18 protein-coding genes are annotated in these 16,340 nt (G+C 69.7%); 8 read left to right on the forward strand and 10 right to left on the reverse strand.

From position 1 onward, the window contains the following. Nucleotides 1–99: 99 nt before the first annotated feature. A complete protein-coding gene (locus VIM26_RS19290) occupies nt 100–1,152 on the forward strand; it encodes a sigma-70 family RNA polymerase sigma factor (protein ID WP_331954237.1) in 1,053 nt (350 codons plus the stop codon). Between the two features lie 13 nt (nt 1,153–1,165). Here the strand turns inward: VIM26_RS19290 and VIM26_RS19295 are convergent, their stop codons facing one another. After that, nucleotides 1,166–1,288, reverse strand: coding sequence for a hypothetical protein (locus VIM26_RS19295; protein ID WP_331954239.1), 123 nt, complete (start codon nt 1,286–1,288; stop codon nt 1,166–1,168). A 117-nt stretch (nt 1,289–1,405) separates the two neighbouring features. Here VIM26_RS19295 and VIM26_RS19300 point away from each other — a divergent pair, with 117 nt between their 5' ends. Continuing rightward, nucleotides 1,406–1,855 (forward strand): hypothetical protein, encoded by a 450-nt coding sequence (locus VIM26_RS19300; protein WP_331954241.1) that lies wholly within the window; start codon nt 1,406–1,408, stop codon nt 1,853–1,855. Between the two features lie 20 nt (nt 1,856–1,875). Here VIM26_RS19300 and VIM26_RS19305 read toward each other — a convergent pair whose 3' ends face one another. Beyond that, nucleotides 1,876–2,301, reverse strand: a complete 426-nt coding sequence (locus VIM26_RS19305) for a PLD nuclease N-terminal domain-containing protein (protein ID WP_331954243.1) — start codon at nt 2,299–2,301, stop codon at nt 1,876–1,878. A gap of 184 nt (nt 2,302–2,485) precedes the next feature. Here VIM26_RS19305 and VIM26_RS19310 point away from each other — a divergent pair, with 184 nt between their 5' ends. Further along, nucleotides 2,486–3,691, forward strand: coding sequence for a GDSL-type esterase/lipase family protein (locus tag VIM26_RS19310; protein ID WP_331954245.1), 1,206 nt, complete (start codon nt 2,486–2,488; stop codon nt 3,689–3,691). Between the two features lie 55 nt (nt 3,692–3,746). Here VIM26_RS19310 and VIM26_RS19315 read toward each other — a convergent pair whose 3' ends face one another. Then, a complete protein-coding gene (locus VIM26_RS19315) occupies nt 3,747–5,327 on the reverse strand; it encodes an NAD(P)/FAD-dependent oxidoreductase (RefSeq protein ID WP_331954247.1) in 1,581 nt (526 codons plus the stop codon). Between the two features lie 78 nt (nt 5,328–5,405). On the opposite strand from VIM26_RS19315, the gene VIM26_RS19320 reads away from it, so the two are divergent. The 4 genes from VIM26_RS19320 to VIM26_RS19335 all read left to right on the forward strand — a co-directional run bounded on the left by VIM26_RS19320 (nt 5,406) and on the right by VIM26_RS19335 (nt 9,421). Beyond that, on the forward strand, nt 5,406–6,701 hold the full coding sequence (locus VIM26_RS19320) for a prolyl oligopeptidase family serine peptidase (protein ID WP_331954249.1): 1,296 nt from the start codon (nt 5,406–5,408) through the stop codon (nt 6,699–6,701). Nucleotides 6,702–6,873: 172 nt separating this feature from the next. Further along, nucleotides 6,874–7,110 (forward strand): alpha/beta fold hydrolase, encoded by a 237-nt coding sequence (locus tag VIM26_RS19325; RefSeq protein ID WP_331954251.1) that lies wholly within the window; start codon nt 6,874–6,876, stop codon nt 7,108–7,110. Next, nucleotides 7,065–7,595, forward strand: a complete 531-nt coding sequence (locus tag VIM26_RS19330; RefSeq protein ID WP_331954253.1) for an alpha/beta hydrolase — start codon at nt 7,065–7,067, stop codon at nt 7,593–7,595. Before VIM26_RS19325 ends, VIM26_RS19330 begins: the two co-directional genes overlap by 46 nt. A 92-nt stretch (nt 7,596–7,687) precedes the next feature. Then, nucleotides 7,688–9,421 (forward strand): DUF222 domain-containing protein, encoded by a 1,734-nt coding sequence (locus VIM26_RS19335; protein ID WP_331954255.1) that lies wholly within the window; start codon nt 7,688–7,690, stop codon nt 9,419–9,421. A gap of 107 nt (nt 9,422–9,528) precedes the next feature. On the opposite strand, the gene VIM26_RS19340 is transcribed toward VIM26_RS19335, so the two are convergent. From VIM26_RS19340 to VIM26_RS19370, 7 genes are all read right to left on the reverse strand, one after another. Beyond that, nucleotides 9,529–10,506, reverse strand: a complete 978-nt coding sequence (locus tag VIM26_RS19340; protein ID WP_331954257.1) for a glycosyl hydrolase family 32 — start codon at nt 10,504–10,506, stop codon at nt 9,529–9,531. A 10-nt stretch (nt 10,507–10,516) separates the two neighbouring features. Then, on the reverse strand, nt 10,517–11,569 hold the full coding sequence (locus VIM26_RS19345) for a LacI family DNA-binding transcriptional regulator (RefSeq protein WP_331954259.1): 1,053 nt from the start codon (nt 11,567–11,569) through the stop codon (nt 10,517–10,519). 61 nt (nt 11,570–11,630) lie between these two features. Then, complete coding sequence (locus tag VIM26_RS19350) at nt 11,631–12,554, reverse strand: carbohydrate ABC transporter permease (RefSeq protein ID WP_331954261.1); 924 nt, start codon at nt 12,552–12,554, stop codon at nt 11,631–11,633. A gap of 3 nt (nt 12,555–12,557) precedes the next feature. Then, nucleotides 12,558–13,397 carry a sugar ABC transporter permease gene (locus tag VIM26_RS19355; protein ID WP_331954262.1) on the reverse strand — a complete coding sequence of 280 codons (840 nt, stop codon included), beginning with the start codon at nt 13,395–13,397 and terminating at the stop codon, nt 12,558–12,560. Between the two features lie 215 nt (nt 13,398–13,612). Next, entirely contained in the window at nt 13,613–14,887 is a 1,275-nt protein-coding gene (locus VIM26_RS19360; RefSeq protein ID WP_331954265.1) for a sugar ABC transporter substrate-binding protein, read from the reverse strand. Nucleotides 14,888–15,171: 284 nt separating this feature from the next. Continuing rightward, nucleotides 15,172–15,516 (reverse strand): type II toxin-antitoxin system PemK/MazF family toxin, encoded by a 345-nt coding sequence (locus VIM26_RS19365; RefSeq protein WP_331954267.1) that lies wholly within the window; start codon nt 15,514–15,516, stop codon nt 15,172–15,174. Beyond that, entirely contained in the window at nt 15,516–15,734 is a 219-nt protein-coding gene (locus VIM26_RS19370; RefSeq protein ID WP_331954269.1) for a ribbon-helix-helix domain-containing protein, read from the reverse strand. Before VIM26_RS19370 ends, VIM26_RS19365 begins: the two co-directional genes overlap by 1 nt. A 57-nt stretch (nt 15,735–15,791) precedes the next feature. Between VIM26_RS19370 and VIM26_RS19375 the strand changes: the two genes are divergently transcribed. Then, complete coding sequence (locus tag VIM26_RS19375; RefSeq protein WP_331954271.1) at nt 15,792–16,208, forward strand: DUF1003 domain-containing protein; 417 nt, start codon at nt 15,792–15,794, stop codon at nt 16,206–16,208. The last annotated feature ends 132 nt before the right edge of the window (nt 16,209–16,340 follow it).

Below are 16,340 nucleotides of genomic sequence, written 5' to 3' on the forward strand. Positions count from 1 at the left end.
GTGCGGGGGCGGTCGAGGCGGGGGTCATGGGGTTCTCCTGGTGCGGGCGGCCTGCTCGGTCACAGGTAAGACTCCCGCCGTCGGGCAGAATCATCGACCATGGGCGAGATATTCCGCGGGGCCGTGGCCAGCGCTTCCTCAAGCTCCGCAGAGCTCGACCTCGCCCGCGCGCGCGGGGGCGACGACGAGGCCTTCACCCGCCTGGTCGAGCCATTGCGCGGGGAGCTGCGCGCGCACTGTTACCGCATGCTCGGCTCGACCCACGACGCCGACGACGCCCTGCAGGAGGCCCTGCTGCGGTCATGGCGGGGGCTCGCGGGCTTCGAGGGCCGCGGCTCGGTGCGCTCGTGGCTCTACACCGTGGCCACTCGCACCTGCCTGGACATCGGCAAGGCCCGCGGCGGGCGCGCGCTACCGATGGACCTCGGCCCGTCCAGCGACCGGGCCGTGCTCGACCAGGTCGCGCCCGACGGCGTCGCGTGGCTGGGGCCCTACCCGGACGTGCGCCTCGCAGTCGGCCAGGCCGACCCGGCAGCACGCTACGAGCAGCGCGAGGCCGTCGAGCTCGCCTTCGTCGCCGCCCTGCAGCACCTGCCGGGCAACCAGCGGGCCGCGCTGCTGCTCGTCGAGGTGCTGGGCTTCACCGCGGCCGAGGTGGCCGTGACGATGGACACCACGACCGCGTCGGTGAACAGCGCGCTGCAGCGTGCCCGCAAAATCGTCGCCGAGAAGGTCCCGCCCCGCACGCAGCAGCAAACGCTGCGGATGATCGACGACGCCCGCGTGCGGGAGATCGTCACCGGGTACTCCACGGCGCTGGAGCTCGGCGACGCCAGCGCCCTGGTCGCGCTGCTCACGCAGGACGTCACCTGGTCGATGCCCCCACTGCCGCACTGGTATCGCGGCCTCGAGGCCGTGACCGACTTCGCGCTGCGCGTCCCGCTGACCAGTTGCGGCTCCTGGCGGCACCTGCCCACGAGCGCCAACGGCCAGCCCGCGGTCGCCGGCTACCTCCGCGGCGAGCACGACCAGGCACACGTCGCCTGGTCGATCGACGTGCTGACCCTGCGCGGTGAGCGCATCGCCGCGGTCACCTCGTTCATCGGCCCGGACCACTTTGCGCTCCTCGGGCTGCCCGCCTCGTTGCCCTGAACGGGCGGGCGCGTCACGTCTCGTCGTCGGGCGGGGCGTAGCGGTTGAGCTTCTCGTGCTCCACCCACCGCAGGGTCCCGGACAGGTGGGTGGAGCGGGCCACCAGCCGGGCGGCGCCGCGGCGGACCTCGAGCACCGCTCCGGGGCGGTCCCGACGGCGGTGAGTGGTGCTCGCACTTCACGCCTCAACACCCTGACCTTGCAGCAGATGCCGTGGCGCACCGGCGACGCCTTCTGAGACGGGAGCAGATCGATGGATCAACCAACCGCGGAGCACGCCCTGCGCCGGCTCGAGCCGCTGGTCGGCGAGTGGACCATCGAGGCGACCTGGACCGACGGAACGCCATGGCCGGGCGGTGGAACGTTCACCTTCGAGTGGCACGCCCCCGGAGCACATCTGGTCCAGCGTGGGACCGTCGAGCTTCCCGAGGCGCCCGCGAGCGTCTCCATCATCGGATGCGACGGCGCCAACGGGACGTATTTCCAGCTGTACTCGGACGAGCGCGGCGTCTGCCGCGTCTACGAGATGTCCATCGGCGACGGCGAGTGGCGGCTCTGGCGGCAGGGCGAGCCGTTCGCCCAACGCTTCACCGCGAGGTTCAGCGACGACGGGAACACGATCACCGGACGCTGGGAGATCGCCGAAGACGGCACGACCTATGTGACCGACTTCGACCTCGTCTACCGCAGGGTGGGTACCTAGCAACCCCGGTCGCGGCGAGGCTAACCAGGTCCCGGTCGCCCGGGATCGTCCGGGTCGTCCGCCGGCTTCTGCTCGCCGTCCCGGAGCTTGGCCTCGCGCTCGTGAAGATCGGCCTCCCACTTGGCGAGCAGCTCGCGGTCGGACGAGTCCGAGGCGGCGAGCCGAGCGATGAACTCGCGATCGTCGTCGGGCGCGACGGGGCGCTCGTACTCCGGGAACCCGGCCGTCTCGGTCGACCGCCACGACACCGACCGGCCCCCGGACGCCGACGTCGGGCGGCCGGCGACGAGCCAGGCGATCGGGCCGACGATGGGGACGAAGAGGATCAGCAGGATCCACGCCCACGTGGGCAGGTTGCGCACCCGTGCGGATGGGGCCTGGATGCACTCGATCAGGCAGAAGATGATGAGCCCGAACTCGAGCAGGACCCCGAGATAGCGGGGCATGACGCCTCCTTCGTGGTCATGCGGCCAGCTTTGTCGAGCTGCGTCGACGACGCTACGGCAGGGGCCGCTCCCGCGCGCGGCGAATTGCGGCAATTGTGGGGACTTGCACCCCTCCGGCCGAACCCGACCTCTCCGGACACGGGGGTGAAATGCTTTCGGGGCATTCGGTTGGCACACTGCGGTCGTGAACTCCCCCCCCAGCGATGTCCCGGTCCGCCGTGAGGTGTCCGAGGCGCCCTGGACCACCACGCCCATCGACGCGCACCTCGTGCGCGGTGCCCTCGAGCTGGAACGAACCGCGCTCGGCGTGCTGCCGCACCGGCTGCCGGCCAGGGCTCGCACGCAGTTCCCCGATGAGTACCTGGCCATGGTCGAGTCCCAACCCTCCGGAGTGCGGCTGGCCTTCCGCACCCGGGCCACGACCATCGAGCTGGATGCGCTGCGCACCAGGACGGTGTACCGCGGCGCCCCGGTTCCGCCGGACGGCGCGTACGACCTGGTCGTCGACGGCGTTCTCGCCGGCCGGGCCAGCGTGACCGGCGGCAATGTCCGCACCATCGACCTGGCCACCCAGTCCGCGGTCCTCTCGCCCGGCCCGGCCGGCACCGTCCGGTTCACCGACCTGCCCGCGGGCCGCAAGGACATCGAGATCTGGCTGCCGCACACGGAGGTCACCGAGCTGATCGCCCTGCGCACCGACGCCCCGGTCGAGGCCACCGGTGACCGCGGGCGCAGGGTGTGGCTGCACCACGGCAGCTCGATCAGCCACGGCTCGACCGCCGAGCGCCCGATGGCGATCTGGCCGGCGATCGCCGCCGCCCGGGGCGGCGTGGAGCTGATCAATCTGGGGTTCGGCGGCAACGCCTTGCTCGACCCGTTCACCGCGCGGGCGATGCGCGACACCCCCGCGGACCTGATCAGCGTCAAGATCGGCATCAATCTGGTCAACCTCGACCTGATGCGCCTGCGCGCCTTCGCCCCGGCGGTGCACGGCTTCCTCGACACCATTCGGGACGGGCACCCGACCACGCCGCTGCTGGTCGTCTCGCCCATCCTCTGTCCCCTCCAGGAGGACACCCCGGGCCCCCTCGCCCCGGAGTTCGACGGCGGGAAGGTGACCTTCCGGGCCACGGGCGACCCGTCCGACCCCACGCGACTGACGCTCACCGTCATCCGCGACGAGCTCGCCCGGATCCTCGCCGCGCGGGCGACCGAGGACCCGAACCTGCACCATCTCGACGGCCGTTCGCTCTATGGGGACCCGGACTTCGCCGAGCTTCCGCTGCCCGACGGGCTCCACCCGGACTCCGCCGGTCACCGCCGGATCGGCGAGCGCTTCGCAGACTGGGCGTTCGACGACGGCGGCCCGTTCGCCACCGCAGGCTCCTGAGCGGCGCGCCGCCCGATCGAAGCACCGGGCACGGACATACGCACCGCGCGGGCAGTCACCCGTTCGACCGGATCTCCAACACCGCCATCGCCGCCGACCTGCCGGGGATCCCGCTCACGCCGCCGCCCCGCCGCGCACCCGCACCGCACAGCAGGACGCGGTCGTGCGCGGTCGCCACGCCCCAGCGCTTTGCGGGCGTGCGGGCGCCGTCGTCGTCGTCGTCCGCGAGCCACGGCCACTGCAGGTCGCCGTGGAAGATGTGGCCACCGGGCAGTCCGACGTCGTGCTCGAGGTCGACGGGCGAGCGGACCTCGAGGCACGGGCGACCGTCGGCGTCCAGCGCGAGGCAGTCCTCGACCGGCTCGGCGAGCACCGAGTCCAGGGAGCGCAGCGTGGCCGCGAGCGCCGCCGCGCGCGCCCCCTCGGGGTCCGCCCGGAACAGGCGCGCGGGCATGTGCAGGCCGAACAGGGTGAGCGTGTGGTGGCCCGTCGCGCGAAGGTCCGCGCCGAGGATCGACGGGTCGGTGAGCGTGTGGCAGTAGATCTCCGCAGGTGGCAGCGTCGGCACCCGGCCGGCCGCGGCCTCGGCGTAGGCGGTGGCGAGCTGCTGGTACGACTCGTTGACGTGGAACGTGCCGGCGAAGGCCACTGCCGGGTTCACTGCGGGGTCCCGGAGCCGCGGCAGGCGGCGCAGCACCATGTTGACCTTGAGCTGGCTGCCCTCCGGACCGCCGTCGGCCGGTTCGCGGCCCAGGAGACGGTCGAGCACGCGCGGGGCGGCGTTGACCAGGACGTGGCCCGCCGCGACCGAGTGCTCGCCGCCGTCGTCGTCGGTCCACATCACATCCGCACCCCCGGTGCCCGGGTGCACGGCGCGCACCGTGGCGCGGGTCAGCAGCTCGGCACCACCCGCGCGGGCCGCGCCCGCGAGCGCCTCGACCACGGCGCCCATGCCGCCGACCGGGACGTCCCAGTCACCCGTCCCGCCCCCGATCAGGTGGTAGAGGAAGCAGCGGTTCTGGACGAGCGTCGCGTCATGCGCGTCAGCGAAGGTTCCGATGAGCGCGTCGGTGAGGACCACGCCCCGGACGAGGTCGGCGGCGAAGGTGCGCTCGACGAGCTCCCCCAGCGGGGTGTGCAGGTCCGTCCACCACTTCTCCCCGACGACGGCGCGGGCCTGCGCCGACGTCGGCAGCGGCTCGGTCACGGTCGGGAAGACCGCGCGGGCAAGGGCGCGGGTCCGCGCGGCGAACTCCTGCCAGGCGCGGTGGTCGCCGCCGGCGCCGACGGCCGCGAACGAGCGTCGCGTCGCGCCGTCGTCCCCGGTGTCCACGAGCAGGCCGCGTGCCGGGTCGGCGGGCACCGGCGTGTACGACGCGATCCGCCGACGACGCAGCTCGAGCGCCAGCCCGAGCTCGTCCCGGACCGCCCGCGGCATGAGCGAGACGAGATACGAGTACCGGGACAGCCGCGCGTCCACGCCGCGGAACACGCGGCTCGACCCCGTGGCGCCGCCCAGGTGGTCCGCCTGCTCGAGCACCAGCACGCTGCGGCCCGCCCGCGCGAGGTAGGCCGCGGCCGTCAGGCCGTTGTGCCCACCACCGACAACGACTGCGTCGTACCGGCTCCGGGTCACGGCGTCAGGCTACGGCGCCGGGCCGGCGGCGCGAATCGTCTGACCTTTCCGCGCCACGAGCGTAGGCTGCTTCTCTCAATGAAGACTCCACCGGCAGTCCTGTCCGCGACGTTGGCGTCGGGGGCGGCGGTCGTCGTCCCGGCGACCCTGGTGGCCTCGCTGCCCGACCCCGACGCCGCCGTCGGCGCGGCCGACAGACCGTCGACCACCGTCGGCTTCACCCTCGAGGCGACGGTGCTCGACGGCGGCGAGCAGGTCACCGCGATCACGCTCGACACCGGCCGGCTCGGCCGGATCGACCCGGCCAGCCTCACCGCCTCGACGTTCACCGTCCACGCCACGGCGACCAGCCCCGTGCCGATCGCGAACGGTGAGGTCATCTCCAGCCTGTACGACGTCGACCGCACGGTCACCGGCGTCACGGTCGACCGCCACGGCGACGTCGTCGTCGACCTGGCGTACGGGGCAGGGGTCGCCGGGGCCTCGACCCTCGGCTACCTGTCGCTCGCGGCGCGCACCGTCGACCTCGACCTCACCTACACCGTGACCCAGAACGCGCCCGTCCTGCTGACGAGCGGACGCTCGGTGACCCTCTCCGGCTTCGCGCAGGGCGCCCTGCGCGACGCGGAGGTCGACGCGTTCTCCTCCGGGGTCTCAGCGACCGGGCTCAGCTACCGGCTCTTCGAGCCCACGGGACGTTCCCTCGCTGGGGGTGCACGTCCGCTCGTCGTCTGGCTGCACGGCAACGGCGAGGGCGGGCTCCCCGGCTACTACTCGAACGAGCCACAGCTGCGGGGCAACCGCGGGGCGCTCGGCCCGGCTACTCCCGAGGCTCAAGCCGTCTTCGGCGGCGCGTACGTCGTCGCCCCGCAGGTGCCGGATACCTGGTACAACCTCGACGAGTCCGCCTACGCCGAGCGGCTGGCGGCGCTCCTCGACGAGCTCGCCGAGAGCCACCGCATCGACGCGTCGCGGGTGTACGTCATGGGCGCCTCGGCGGGTGGCTTCATGTCGGTGAAGCTCGCCTCCGCCTACCCCGAGAGGTTCGCCGCACTCGTCCCTACCTGCGCGGCGCTCTACCTCGCGTTCCGCGGCGGGTATCTCGTCACCGAGGCTGAGATCCGCCGGCTGAGCGAGACGCCCACCTGGTTCGTGCACGCCGAGAACGACCCGACGGTGCCCTTCGCCCAGACCAGCCTGTGGGCGCACGGACTGGTCGCGGGCTCCGTGTTGACGAGCTACGCGGACGTCACGTGGGACGGCGTCGGCTACAACGGCCACTGGTCGTGGATCTACACCGCGCGCAATGCCCCGACCACCGCGGACGGCGCGACGCTGTGGGAGTGGATGGCTCAGCAGGACGCCGACGCCTGAGTCGGGCGGCCGGTGAGGCGAGGGTGCCGAGGGGCGTCCGCGGCTCGCCCTCCGCTGTCGAGGTCGATGCCGCGGCTCATGTCACCATCGGTCATGCCCTTGTCCCGACATTCGGTCACTAGTTCCGGCGCCAGGATCAGCTATCTCGACTCAGGGGGGTGACGGGCCACCCGTGGTCATCCTGCACGGGCTCGCCGGGAGCTCGACGGAGTTCATCCCGACCGCTGAATCGCTCGAGGAGTACCGCGTTCTCTTGATCGATCAGCGGGGCCACGAGCAAAGCACTCGCATTCCCGTCGACACGTCGCGGGCCGCGTTCGTCGCCGACGTCGTGCGAGTGATCGAGACGGAGACCGTGGACCCGTGTCGCTCGTCGGTCAATCGATGGGCGCCCACACGGCAATGCTGACCGCGGCCAGCCGCCCGGACCTCGTGGAACGGCTTGTCCTTCTGGAAGGTGGCGAAGGAGCAGGAAGCCTGGCCGAGAACGCCGAGATGGGCGACTACTTCCGATCCTGGCGGGTGCCCTTTGTCGACAGAGCAGCGGCGCGCGAATACCTTGGCAGCGGATTTCTCGAACAGGCCTGGGTAGACGACCTCGAGGAGCGGGAAGACGGCCTCTACCCGCGGTTCGATGCGGACGTGATGGTCCGCACCATCAACGCCGTCGCTGTCCCGCAGTGGGTTGGGTGGGAAAGCGTGGCCGTTCCCACCCTCGTCGTCTACGCGAGCAATGGCATGTTCTCCGCGGAAGACAAGGCAGAGTTCGTGCGCCGCGGTCAGAATGCCGAGCGCGCGGACATCCAGGGCGCGACGCACGATGCGCACCTCGATTCATTCGAGGAGTGGATCAAGATCCTGAGATCGTTCCTTTCACGGCCGACCTCAGCGTGAAGCAGTGGCAGCACCACAACGCCGCAAAAGTCGTGCACACGAGTTGCGTCTGAGGTATTGACACGCCCGGACTTTCCGGTATCATAGAACACATGTTCGATCACGAGTTCGGCAGGAATGGCGACGAGCATGTCGCGTCCTTGGTCGAGCCGTCGCGGGAGTTGTTGGCTTTATGGGCGGCGGACGACGCGCGGTATGAGGATCCGAAGTTCTTGGCGGCCGAGGTCGCGGAGTTCTTGGAGCGGGAGGCATTCTTCGAGGCGCTGGCTCGCGGCGAGCACCAGGACCCGCGGCCGTGCGAGCGGATGGACCTGGCGCCGGGGTCCGCGGCCCTTGCGGCCTGGGCCGACTCGGTGGAATCCGAGCAGCTGCCGGACTACGAACTGGTCGAGCAGATGGCCGCCTTCGAGCGGACCGCGTCCTGGGCCAAGGCCCGCCAGCTCGCCGCGATCGAGGTCCTCTCGCGGCGGGACTCGATGAACCCGGACTGGCCCTTGGCTGTCCGCCAGCCCGGCATCGTCGGCGAGGAGGTCGCGGCCCGGTTGGGTACCTCCCGGCAGGCCGGCCGGGAGCTGGTGGAGGCTGGCAAGCTGTTCGCCCGCCAGCTGATGGTCACTGGCGACGCGCTGGACGTCGGGGACCTGGACTGGGGCAAGGCCAAGATCATCATCGCCGCCCTCAAGGACATCCCCTGGCAGGTCGCGCAGGTCGTCGAGGACGTCGTGCTGCCCACCGCCGCGCAGCGTACCCCGACCCAGCTGCGCGCCGACCTCCAGAAGGCCCTGATCGCGGTCGACCCCAAGGACGCCGAGCAGCGCACCGCCCGCGCCGTGGACTCGCGCCGCGTGTGCAAGCCCAAGGTCCTCCCCGACGGGATGGCCGGCATCTGGTCCGTCCTGCCCTCGTTCGTCGCGACCGCGATCGACACCGCCCTGACCGACGCAGCACGCAAGGCCCAGCGTGCCGGGGACACCCGCACCATCGACCAGCTCCGCGCCGACGCGTACACCAACACCCTCCTCGGGGACGACGGCTGCACCTGCGAAGACGCGGGCGTGGCTGCCGGCGAGACCGGCGGATCAGACAGCGGCACCGAGGCCGGATCGGACGTGGGCTCGGACTCGGGCGTGGGCTCGACCGCAGGTGCGGGCTCGGCCGCTGGCTCGGCTGCGCCCGGTGCCAGCCGCTGTGCGGCGCTTACGGGCAGCGGCGTCGGCATCGGCGGCATCGCGGGGCAGGTCCGGATCGACGTCACCGTATCCCTGGCGACGCTGCTCGGGCTGGACGAGGACCCCGGCCAGCTCGCCGGGTATGGCGCGATCACCGCCCAGACCGCCCGGCGGCTTGCCACGAACGGGACCTGGCGGCGGCTGGTGACCGATCCGCAGACCGGCACCGTGCTGGACGTGGGCAAGACCCGGTACCGCCCGCCGGAGGACCTGGCGGAGATCATCCGCGCCCGCGATCCGTACTGCGTGTCCCCGATCTGCAACGCCGCGTCGCACCACTGCGACCTGGACCACCGGGTGCCGTTCAACCCCGACGGCACCGGCGGAGCCACGTCCACAGAGAATATTTCCCCGGCCTGTAGGCGGGACCACCTGCTCAAGACGCACGCCGGCTGGACGTACGACCGCGCCGACAACGGCACGATCACCTGGACAACGCCCACCGGGCACACGTATGGCTACAACTCCCCGTTGCCGCCCGGACACGAGCACCTGCCGCACGTCGAGCCCGAACCAGGACTGATTCCAGAACACCAGCCCGCGCCCGGCGCGGTGCGGGAACAGAAATCGGAAGCGGACGACCCGCCGCCGTTCTGATCCCGTATACGGGCCCTGTTACTGGTGCGCGGAATTCGATTTCATTCGGGCCCGAGGCTGATTCACAGGCCCCGACTTCAGCATTGTCTCGGAAGTCGAGACAATGCTCAGTCGGCCCATGCGGACGCCGACGCCTGCTGGCCCGCCCACAACCGGCCGTCGTCACCCCACTGCACCGGCATCGGGTCGGAGAGTTGGCCGACGAACGACCCGTCCGGCGCCGTGTGGAGGAACGCGAGCAGCCACCAGGTGCCGGCCTGGTCTTGGACCAGGCGACCGGCGTAGTACGTCTCGTCGGTGATCCGGTAGGCGCTGCTCACATCGAACGGCCCGGTGAGGGTGCCGGTGTTCAGCGCCCAGACGCCGCCGGTCTCGCCCGAGTCGCGGCGCTCGGAGGACAGCTCGGAGGTCATGCAGCTGAAGATCAGCACGTTGCGATCCCCGACCGTCTCGACCTGCGGAACCTCGAGCTGACCGAAGCCCGACCCGGGCTCGCTCAGCGGCGATTGCACGGTCCAGTGCTCGAGGTCCCCGGACGTCGCGTGCCCGATGACGCCGCGCTCGTCGAGCGCCCCCGTGGCGGCGCGCGCCGTGATGAGCATGTGCCAGCCGTTGCCCGCCGGGTCGCGCAGCACCCAGGGGTCACGCCATGCCTCGTCCGGCCACGAGTCCTCGGCGAACTTCTCGTACCAGAGCGGATCGGCCTCGAGCAGCGCGACGTCGCTGGTTCGCGTCCACGTGTAGAGGTCGTCCGACACCGCGACGCCGATGCGCTGGGTCGCGCCGTCCGACGACCGGTCGACCCCCGTGTAGAACAGGCGCCACCGGCCGTCGTCACCCCGCACCACCGAACCAGTCCAGGTCGCGAGGTCGTCGAATGCCGGGCCGTCGGCTGCTACCAACGCGTCGGCAACCTCGGTCCAGCTGCGCAGGTCGAACGAGACCGCGTGCCCGATTCCTGCCCGCCGATGGCGACGATCGGGGTCGATGAGCGCACGCGACGCCTTGAGGAAGAACAGGTGGAACAGCTCGCCGTCGTCGGCCAACCAGAAGTCCCAGGTCCAGGCGGAGGGAAGTCGGAGCATGTGGAGCCTTTCAGGGGCGCTGCGGAGCACCGGATCGGGACGGGGGCGCGACCGACGAACGTCGCACGAGCGGGCAGTTCATGAGCAGCGGGTGGGCGGCCGGGTCGGGGCCCGCACCCGCGAGCTGCGCGACGAGGGTGTCGACCGCCCAGGCACCCATGGCGTGGTGCGGCAGGGTCACGGTCGTCAGGTCGGGGAAGAGTCCGGCAGCGATGACCTCCTGGTTGTCGAAACCGACGATCGACAGGTCCGCCGGGATCTTCAGTCCGAGCTCGGCGGCCGCTCGGTAGGCGCCCATGGCCATGCGGTCGTTGAAGCAGAAGATCGCGCTGGGCGAGTCGACGCGCTCGAGGAGCGCCCGGGAGGCGCGGTAACCGCCGCCCGACTCCGACTCGTCGGCGACCACGAGGGACTGATCGAACGGGACACCGGCGCCCGAGAGCGCCTGCCGGTAGCCCTCCAGACGCCCGGCCGTGGCCGGCACCGGGTCGAGGTTCGTCGCGAAGCCGATCCTGCGGTGGCCGTGCGCGAGAAGCTCCTCGACCGCGGCCCGTCCCCCGGCGACCTCGTCCGGGACGACGGCGCTGATGGTGGCGTCGCTCGACTCGCAGTCGAGGAGCACCGTCGGCACGCCGCGCAGCACCGCCGGCACGTCGACGACGCGGTGATACATCGTCGCGTACAGGATGCCGTCCACCTGGTACTGCATCAGGTTGCGAATGTCGCGTTCCTCGACGGCCTGATCGCTCTCGGTGTTGAACAGCACCATGGTGAACCCGTGCCGGAGCGCCGCTTCCTGCGCCCCGAGGACCATCCGGCCTGAATACGGTGTCGTGGCGATCTGGTCGCCGATCAGCCCCAAGGCCTGGGAGCGCTGCGTGCGAAGGCCCCGGGCCATCCGGTTGGGCACGTAGCCCAGCCGTTCGGCCGTGGCGTGCACCCGCGCTCGGGTCTCGTCCGAGACTCGCGCGCCTTCGACGGCATTGAGCACCTGCGACACCGTCGCGACGGAGACTCCCGCCTCACCGGCCACCTGCTTGATTCCCACTGCTCGTTGACGCATGTTCGCTGCTCTCTTCTCATCGGGAGATCCGGGTGGACCCACGAGCGCTCCCGGGTGCGGGTCAGCCCTTCACCCCGCTCGACGCGATGGAGCTGATGAACGAGCGCTGGAACGCGACGAACAGGGCGAGCACCGGGATCGTGATCAGCGAGGCGTAGGCCATGATCTCCCCCCACGCGACGTTGAGCTGGTAGAAGTACTGGATCCCGACCATCACCGGGCGCAGGTCCTCGGTCTGGACGACCATCAACGGCCAGAGGTAGGAGTTCCAGGCCGGCAGGAACGTCAGGATGGCGACGGTCGCGATCGCCGGCCCCGAGAGCGGGAGCACGACCTTGCGGTAGATCATGAACCAGCTCGCGCCATCCACCCGTGCGGCCTCGTCGAGCTCCTTCGGGATCGAGTTGAAGTACTGGTAGAAGAGGTAGATCGAGAAGGCGTTCGCGATGAACGGGATGATCTGCACGCGATAGGTGTCCAGCCAGCCGGTGGTGAGCACGAGGCTGAAACCGTGGATCTCGAGCCAGGGGAGCTTGTTGACCCACCACACCAGCGGCAGGGCGAGCGTCTCGAACGGCACGATGAGGGTCGCGATGATCGCCGTGAGCACGAACTGTCGGCCGCGCCACTTCAGGCGCGCGAGCGAGAACGCGGCGAGGCTGTTGACGAAGATCCCGAGCACGACGGTGATGGCCGAGATGCCGATCGAGTTGAGCAGGAAGCGTGCCGCGGGCACCCGGTCGAACACGCCGAGGTAGTTGTCCAGCGAGATGTGTCCGACCGGGACGAAGCCACGCCACGAGCCGAGGTCCTTGAAGATCTGCAGGTCCGGCTTGAAAGACGACACGAACATGAAGACGATCGGGAAGGCGAAGAAGATGACGAGCGCGATGCGCAGGGCCTGGACGGCGATCTTGCCGCGACGGGACCTGGACGCCTTGCGTGCGGGCGCGGCCGAGGGGGTGGGCGCGAGGACGGTGGTCATCTCTCAGTCCTTCTCTCGGGTCAGGAATCGCTGGACGCCGGCGACGATGAGCACCAGCACGAAGAACACCAGGGAGATGGCCGACGCGTAGCCGGTCGCGAGCTGTTCGTATCCGGTGCGCACGGCCATGAACACCACGGTCGTCGTCGAGTCGAGCGGACCGCCCTGGGTCATCACGCTGATCTGCGCGAACAGGCTCAGGCTGGCGATGGTGATCGTGATGAGGATGAAGGTGCGGGTCGCCACCAACGATGGCCAGGTGACGAAGCTGAAGAGCTTCCAGCCTGAGGCGCCGTCGAGGTCGGCTGCCTCGTACAGCTCGCCCGGGATCGTCTGCAACCCCGACAGCCAGATGATCATGTGGAATCCGACGGCCTGCCAGATCGACATGAACATGATCGCCGGCATCGCCGTCGCGGGATTGTTCAGCCAGTCGATCGGGGTGAAATGGCCGAGGGTGAACGCTGCCAGCAGCTTGTTGAGCAGCCCGTCCGGTCGGTACATGAACTCCCACAGCAACGACACCACGACGATCGACGTGACCACCGGAACGAAATAGATGGTGCGGAAGAAGTTGGTGCCGCGCACCTTGGCGTTGACCAGCAGGGCGAGGACCAGCCCCAGTCCTGCCTGCACCGGGACGACGACGACGGCGAAGTACAGCGTGTTGCGCAACGACGCCCAGAACAGCGGGTCCGTGAACAGGGTCGTGAAGTTCTCGAACCCGATGAACTCGGCGGGCCGCGGTGAGATGAGCCGGGCGTTGGTGAAAGCGAGCGTGAATGCGAGCAGGACGGGCACGACCAGGAAGACGAGCATCAGGATGACCGCGGGGCTCACCATCCAGGCGGCCGTCCAGCCTTCCCGGCCGCGGCTGGTCCGCGCGGTCGTTCTCGTGAGTGGTGCGAGGTGCTGCGATGCCCTCGGAACGGGCGGGTTCTCAGTCGTGGTGGTCAACGTGCACCTTCTTCTGACATGGATCTCGACAAAGGTTTCGACCCGGCGGGGGTGCGCTCGGCTGTGCGCCTCGTGCGCACCCCCGCCGCGGCGAGAGCGACTCAGAAGTCGTAGTTGCCGTTCTGTTTGATGTCCTTGTCGATGTCGCTGACCGCCTTGTCAAGGACGGTCTTGGGGTCACCGCCGGACAGGATGTCCGCGCTGGCCTTCTGGAACACCGACGAGATGACCGGGTAGGCCGGCGTCACCGGTCGCACCTCGGCGAACTTCTGGGCGAAGTCCAGGAAGACCCGGTCCTTGCCGCCCTCGGCGTAGTTGGGCACCTGGGCCGCGGCGTCCTTGGTCGCCGGGACCAGGCCGAGCGCGTTCGCGAAGGCGACGAAGTACTTCGTCTGGTGCGCGAACTTCAGGTAGTCGAGTGCTCCCGCGGGCTGGTCGCAGCCCGTCGTCATGCCCCACTGCCACGAACCGCCACCGATCTTCGGTCCGTCGCCGAAGTCGGGCGGCGGGATGATGACCGCGTCGTCCTTGAGCTTGTCCGCGACCGTGGTCGCGGCCCAGCTGCCCGAGTACAGGATCGCGCTCTTGTTGTTGACGAAGTCGGCCGTCGAGTCCGCACCGGACTTCTGCGCGATGTAGCCGCTCGTGACCAGGCCGCGCAGCCACGTCGCCCACTCGATCGCCTCGGGTCCGTTCAGCACGCCGTCGGCGCTCTTGTAGGACTTTCGGTCGATCAGGTCCCCACCGAAGCTCTGCAGGAACGGGGAGTAGGCGTACGGGGCCCACTCGCCCGAACCCGCCGTACCGAGGTCGAGCGGGAACGGGTACTCACCGGTCTTCTTGAGCTTGGCGAGCGCGTCGGCGAACTCGCTCTTCGTCCACGGCTTGTCGATCGTGGGGATCCGGATCCCGGCGGCCGCGAGCGAGTGCTTGCGCGCGTACATCGCGAGGGCGACGTCGTAGTGACCGTAGGAGTAGACCTTCTTGCCCACGGTGCCGACGGTGCTCGGCAGCTGCCCGTCCCAGGTGCTCGCGGGCAGGTCGAGCGGGGCCAGGTAGCCCGCCCACGCCCAGTTCGGCACGTTCGGGGAGTCGATGTCGACGATGCACGGCAGCTTCTTCGCCGTCGCCGCCGCGACCACCGACTGGTTGTAGGACTCCTGGGGGAACGACTGGAGCTTGACCTTGTACTTGGTCTGGCTGGCGTTGAAGTCGGAGATGATCTTCTCGTTGACCGCGAGCTCCTTCTCGTTGCCCCCGTTGTGGGTCCACAGGGCGATCGTGCCGCCCTTGGCTGCGGCGCCCGGGCTGCTCGCCGAACCCCCGCTGCAGGCCGCGAGCCCGGCCACGGCAGCCAGCGTTAGGCTGGCGACCACGAGGCGGTTGGTTGCTTTTCGAGACACTGAGTGCCCTCCAGATCACTTGTCGGAGCAATGCAGATCTCCGACCGGACGTTGCATCGTCCGGCAGAGGTGGTCGACGACGCCTCGCCGGTTCGCCGGCGAGGCGTCGTGCTTTTCAGGCCCGGACGGACGGCTTCATCCATCGACAGCGTCTTCGCTGCCGGCCTCGTGAACGGTGGTTAAACGTTTTGGCAAAACGTTTAATCAGGAACGTAGTACTCGCTCCCTGACGTGTCAAGCAGTTCGTGGGACGGGTTTCACAGCGCGAGATGAAGCCGCAACGCGTCGTCGATGGCGACCATGAGTCGCGGCGGGACGTGTCCGAGAACTGGTCCGAGCCGCTCGACCGAGACCGGCCGAACCTGCTCGGCCTGCGCCTTGGAGTCCACCCGCAGCCCCGCCGAAGCCGCGGGAAGCAGGACCTGGAATCCGAACACGTGAGCCACGTTGCTCGTGACCGGGACGACCGTGACCACGCCTCGCCCTAGCCGGGCGGCTGCGTTGGCACGGTCGTTGCCCACGACGACCGCGGGCCGGCGTTTGTTCGCCTCGCTGCCGAACGCGGGATCGAGATCCACGAGCCGGACCTCCCCGCGCCGCATCAGCCGAGCCCGTCGCCGGTTGCGGACTCCCACAGAGCCCGGTCGCCCGAGGACTCCCAGTCCTGCCAGGCCGCGGCATAGTCCTGCTCGAGATCGGCGTCCCGCAGGAGTCCGATGGCATGCTGCACTGCCGCCGACCGAGATGGCAACCCCAGAAGTCTGGCGTGCTCGTCGAGGACAGCCAGGTCACTCTCCGACAGACTGATGCTGAGCTTCATCCGATCGATGCTACCTAAGTAGCATCCAGGTTGCTACCCGTCACGAAAGGCCCTCCCGTGAGCGAAACACAGGCAGTGCGCACCTCCCCGGCACCTCCCGCGCAGCACCCGGTGGTGACCGCGCTGATGCTGAAGAGGGCCGAGAACCTCCAGGTGCGCATCGCCGATGCGATCACGTCCTTCGCGGGATCAATGCCCTTCGTCTACCTGCACGCCGGGATCTTCGCGATCTGGATGCTGTTCGTGGAATCCGACCCGTGGCCGAAGCTGACCCTGGTCGTCTCGCTCGAGGCGATCTTCCTCTCGACGTTCGTCATGATCGGCCAGAACCGCCAGGCGGCGTTCCAGCAGGCCAAGGCGGACCATGACTTCGTCGAGCAGGAGCTCGAGCTGAAGACGAACACCGAGATCACCAAGGCGATCCACACGCTGACCACCGAGCTCCACCGCCGGCTGGTGACGGAGCAGCGCTGAACTCGCACTCCGGCCCCTGCCGGAAACTGTTCGCCGAAGCCGCACGACCGCGCTGATGCTGAAGAGGGCCGAGAACCTCCAGGTGCGCATCGCCGATGCGATCACGTCCTTCGCGGGATCAATGCCCTTCGT

It is taken from the genome of Pengzhenrongella sp. (assembly GCF_036565025.1).
Taxonomy (GTDB): domain Bacteria; phylum Actinomycetota; class Actinomycetes; order Actinomycetales; family Cellulomonadaceae; genus Pengzhenrongella.

Bases quoted from the DNA above. Each gene is read 5' to 3' on its own strand.
- VIM26_RS19290 (WP_331954237.1), top strand. From the start codon at position 100: ATGGGCGAGATATTCCGCGGGGCCGTGGCCAGCGCTTCCTCAAGCTCC.
- VIM26_RS19300 (WP_331954241.1), top strand. From the start codon at position 1,406: ATGGATCAACCAACCGCGGAGCACGCCCTGCGCCGGCTCGAGCCGCTG.
- VIM26_RS19305 (WP_331954243.1), bottom strand. From the start codon at position 2,301: ATGCCCCGCTATCTCGGGGTCCTGCTCGAGTTCGGGCTCATCATCTTC.
- VIM26_RS19320 (WP_331954249.1), top strand. From the start codon at position 5,406: ATGAAGACTCCACCGGCAGTCCTGTCCGCGACGTTGGCGTCGGGGGCG.
- VIM26_RS19335 (WP_331954255.1), top strand. From the start codon at position 7,688: ATGTTCGATCACGAGTTCGGCAGGAATGGCGACGAGCATGTCGCGTCC.
- VIM26_RS19340 (WP_331954257.1), bottom strand. From the start codon at position 10,506: ATGCTCCGACTTCCCTCCGCCTGGACCTGGGACTTCTGGTTGGCCGAC.
- VIM26_RS19345 (WP_331954259.1), bottom strand. From the start codon at position 11,569: ATGCGTCAACGAGCAGTGGGAATCAAGCAGGTGGCCGGTGAGGCGGGA.
- VIM26_RS19350 (WP_331954261.1), bottom strand. From the start codon at position 12,554: ATGACCACCGTCCTCGCGCCCACCCCCTCGGCCGCGCCCGCACGCAAG.
- VIM26_RS19355 (WP_331954262.1), bottom strand. From the start codon at position 13,397: ATGGTGAGCCCCGCGGTCATCCTGATGCTCGTCTTCCTGGTCGTGCCC.
- VIM26_RS19365 (WP_331954267.1), bottom strand. From the start codon at position 15,516: ATGCGGCGCGGGGAGGTCCGGCTCGTGGATCTCGATCCCGCGTTCGGC.
- VIM26_RS19370 (WP_331954269.1), bottom strand. From the start codon at position 15,734: ATGAAGCTCAGCATCAGTCTGTCGGAGAGTGACCTGGCTGTCCTCGAC.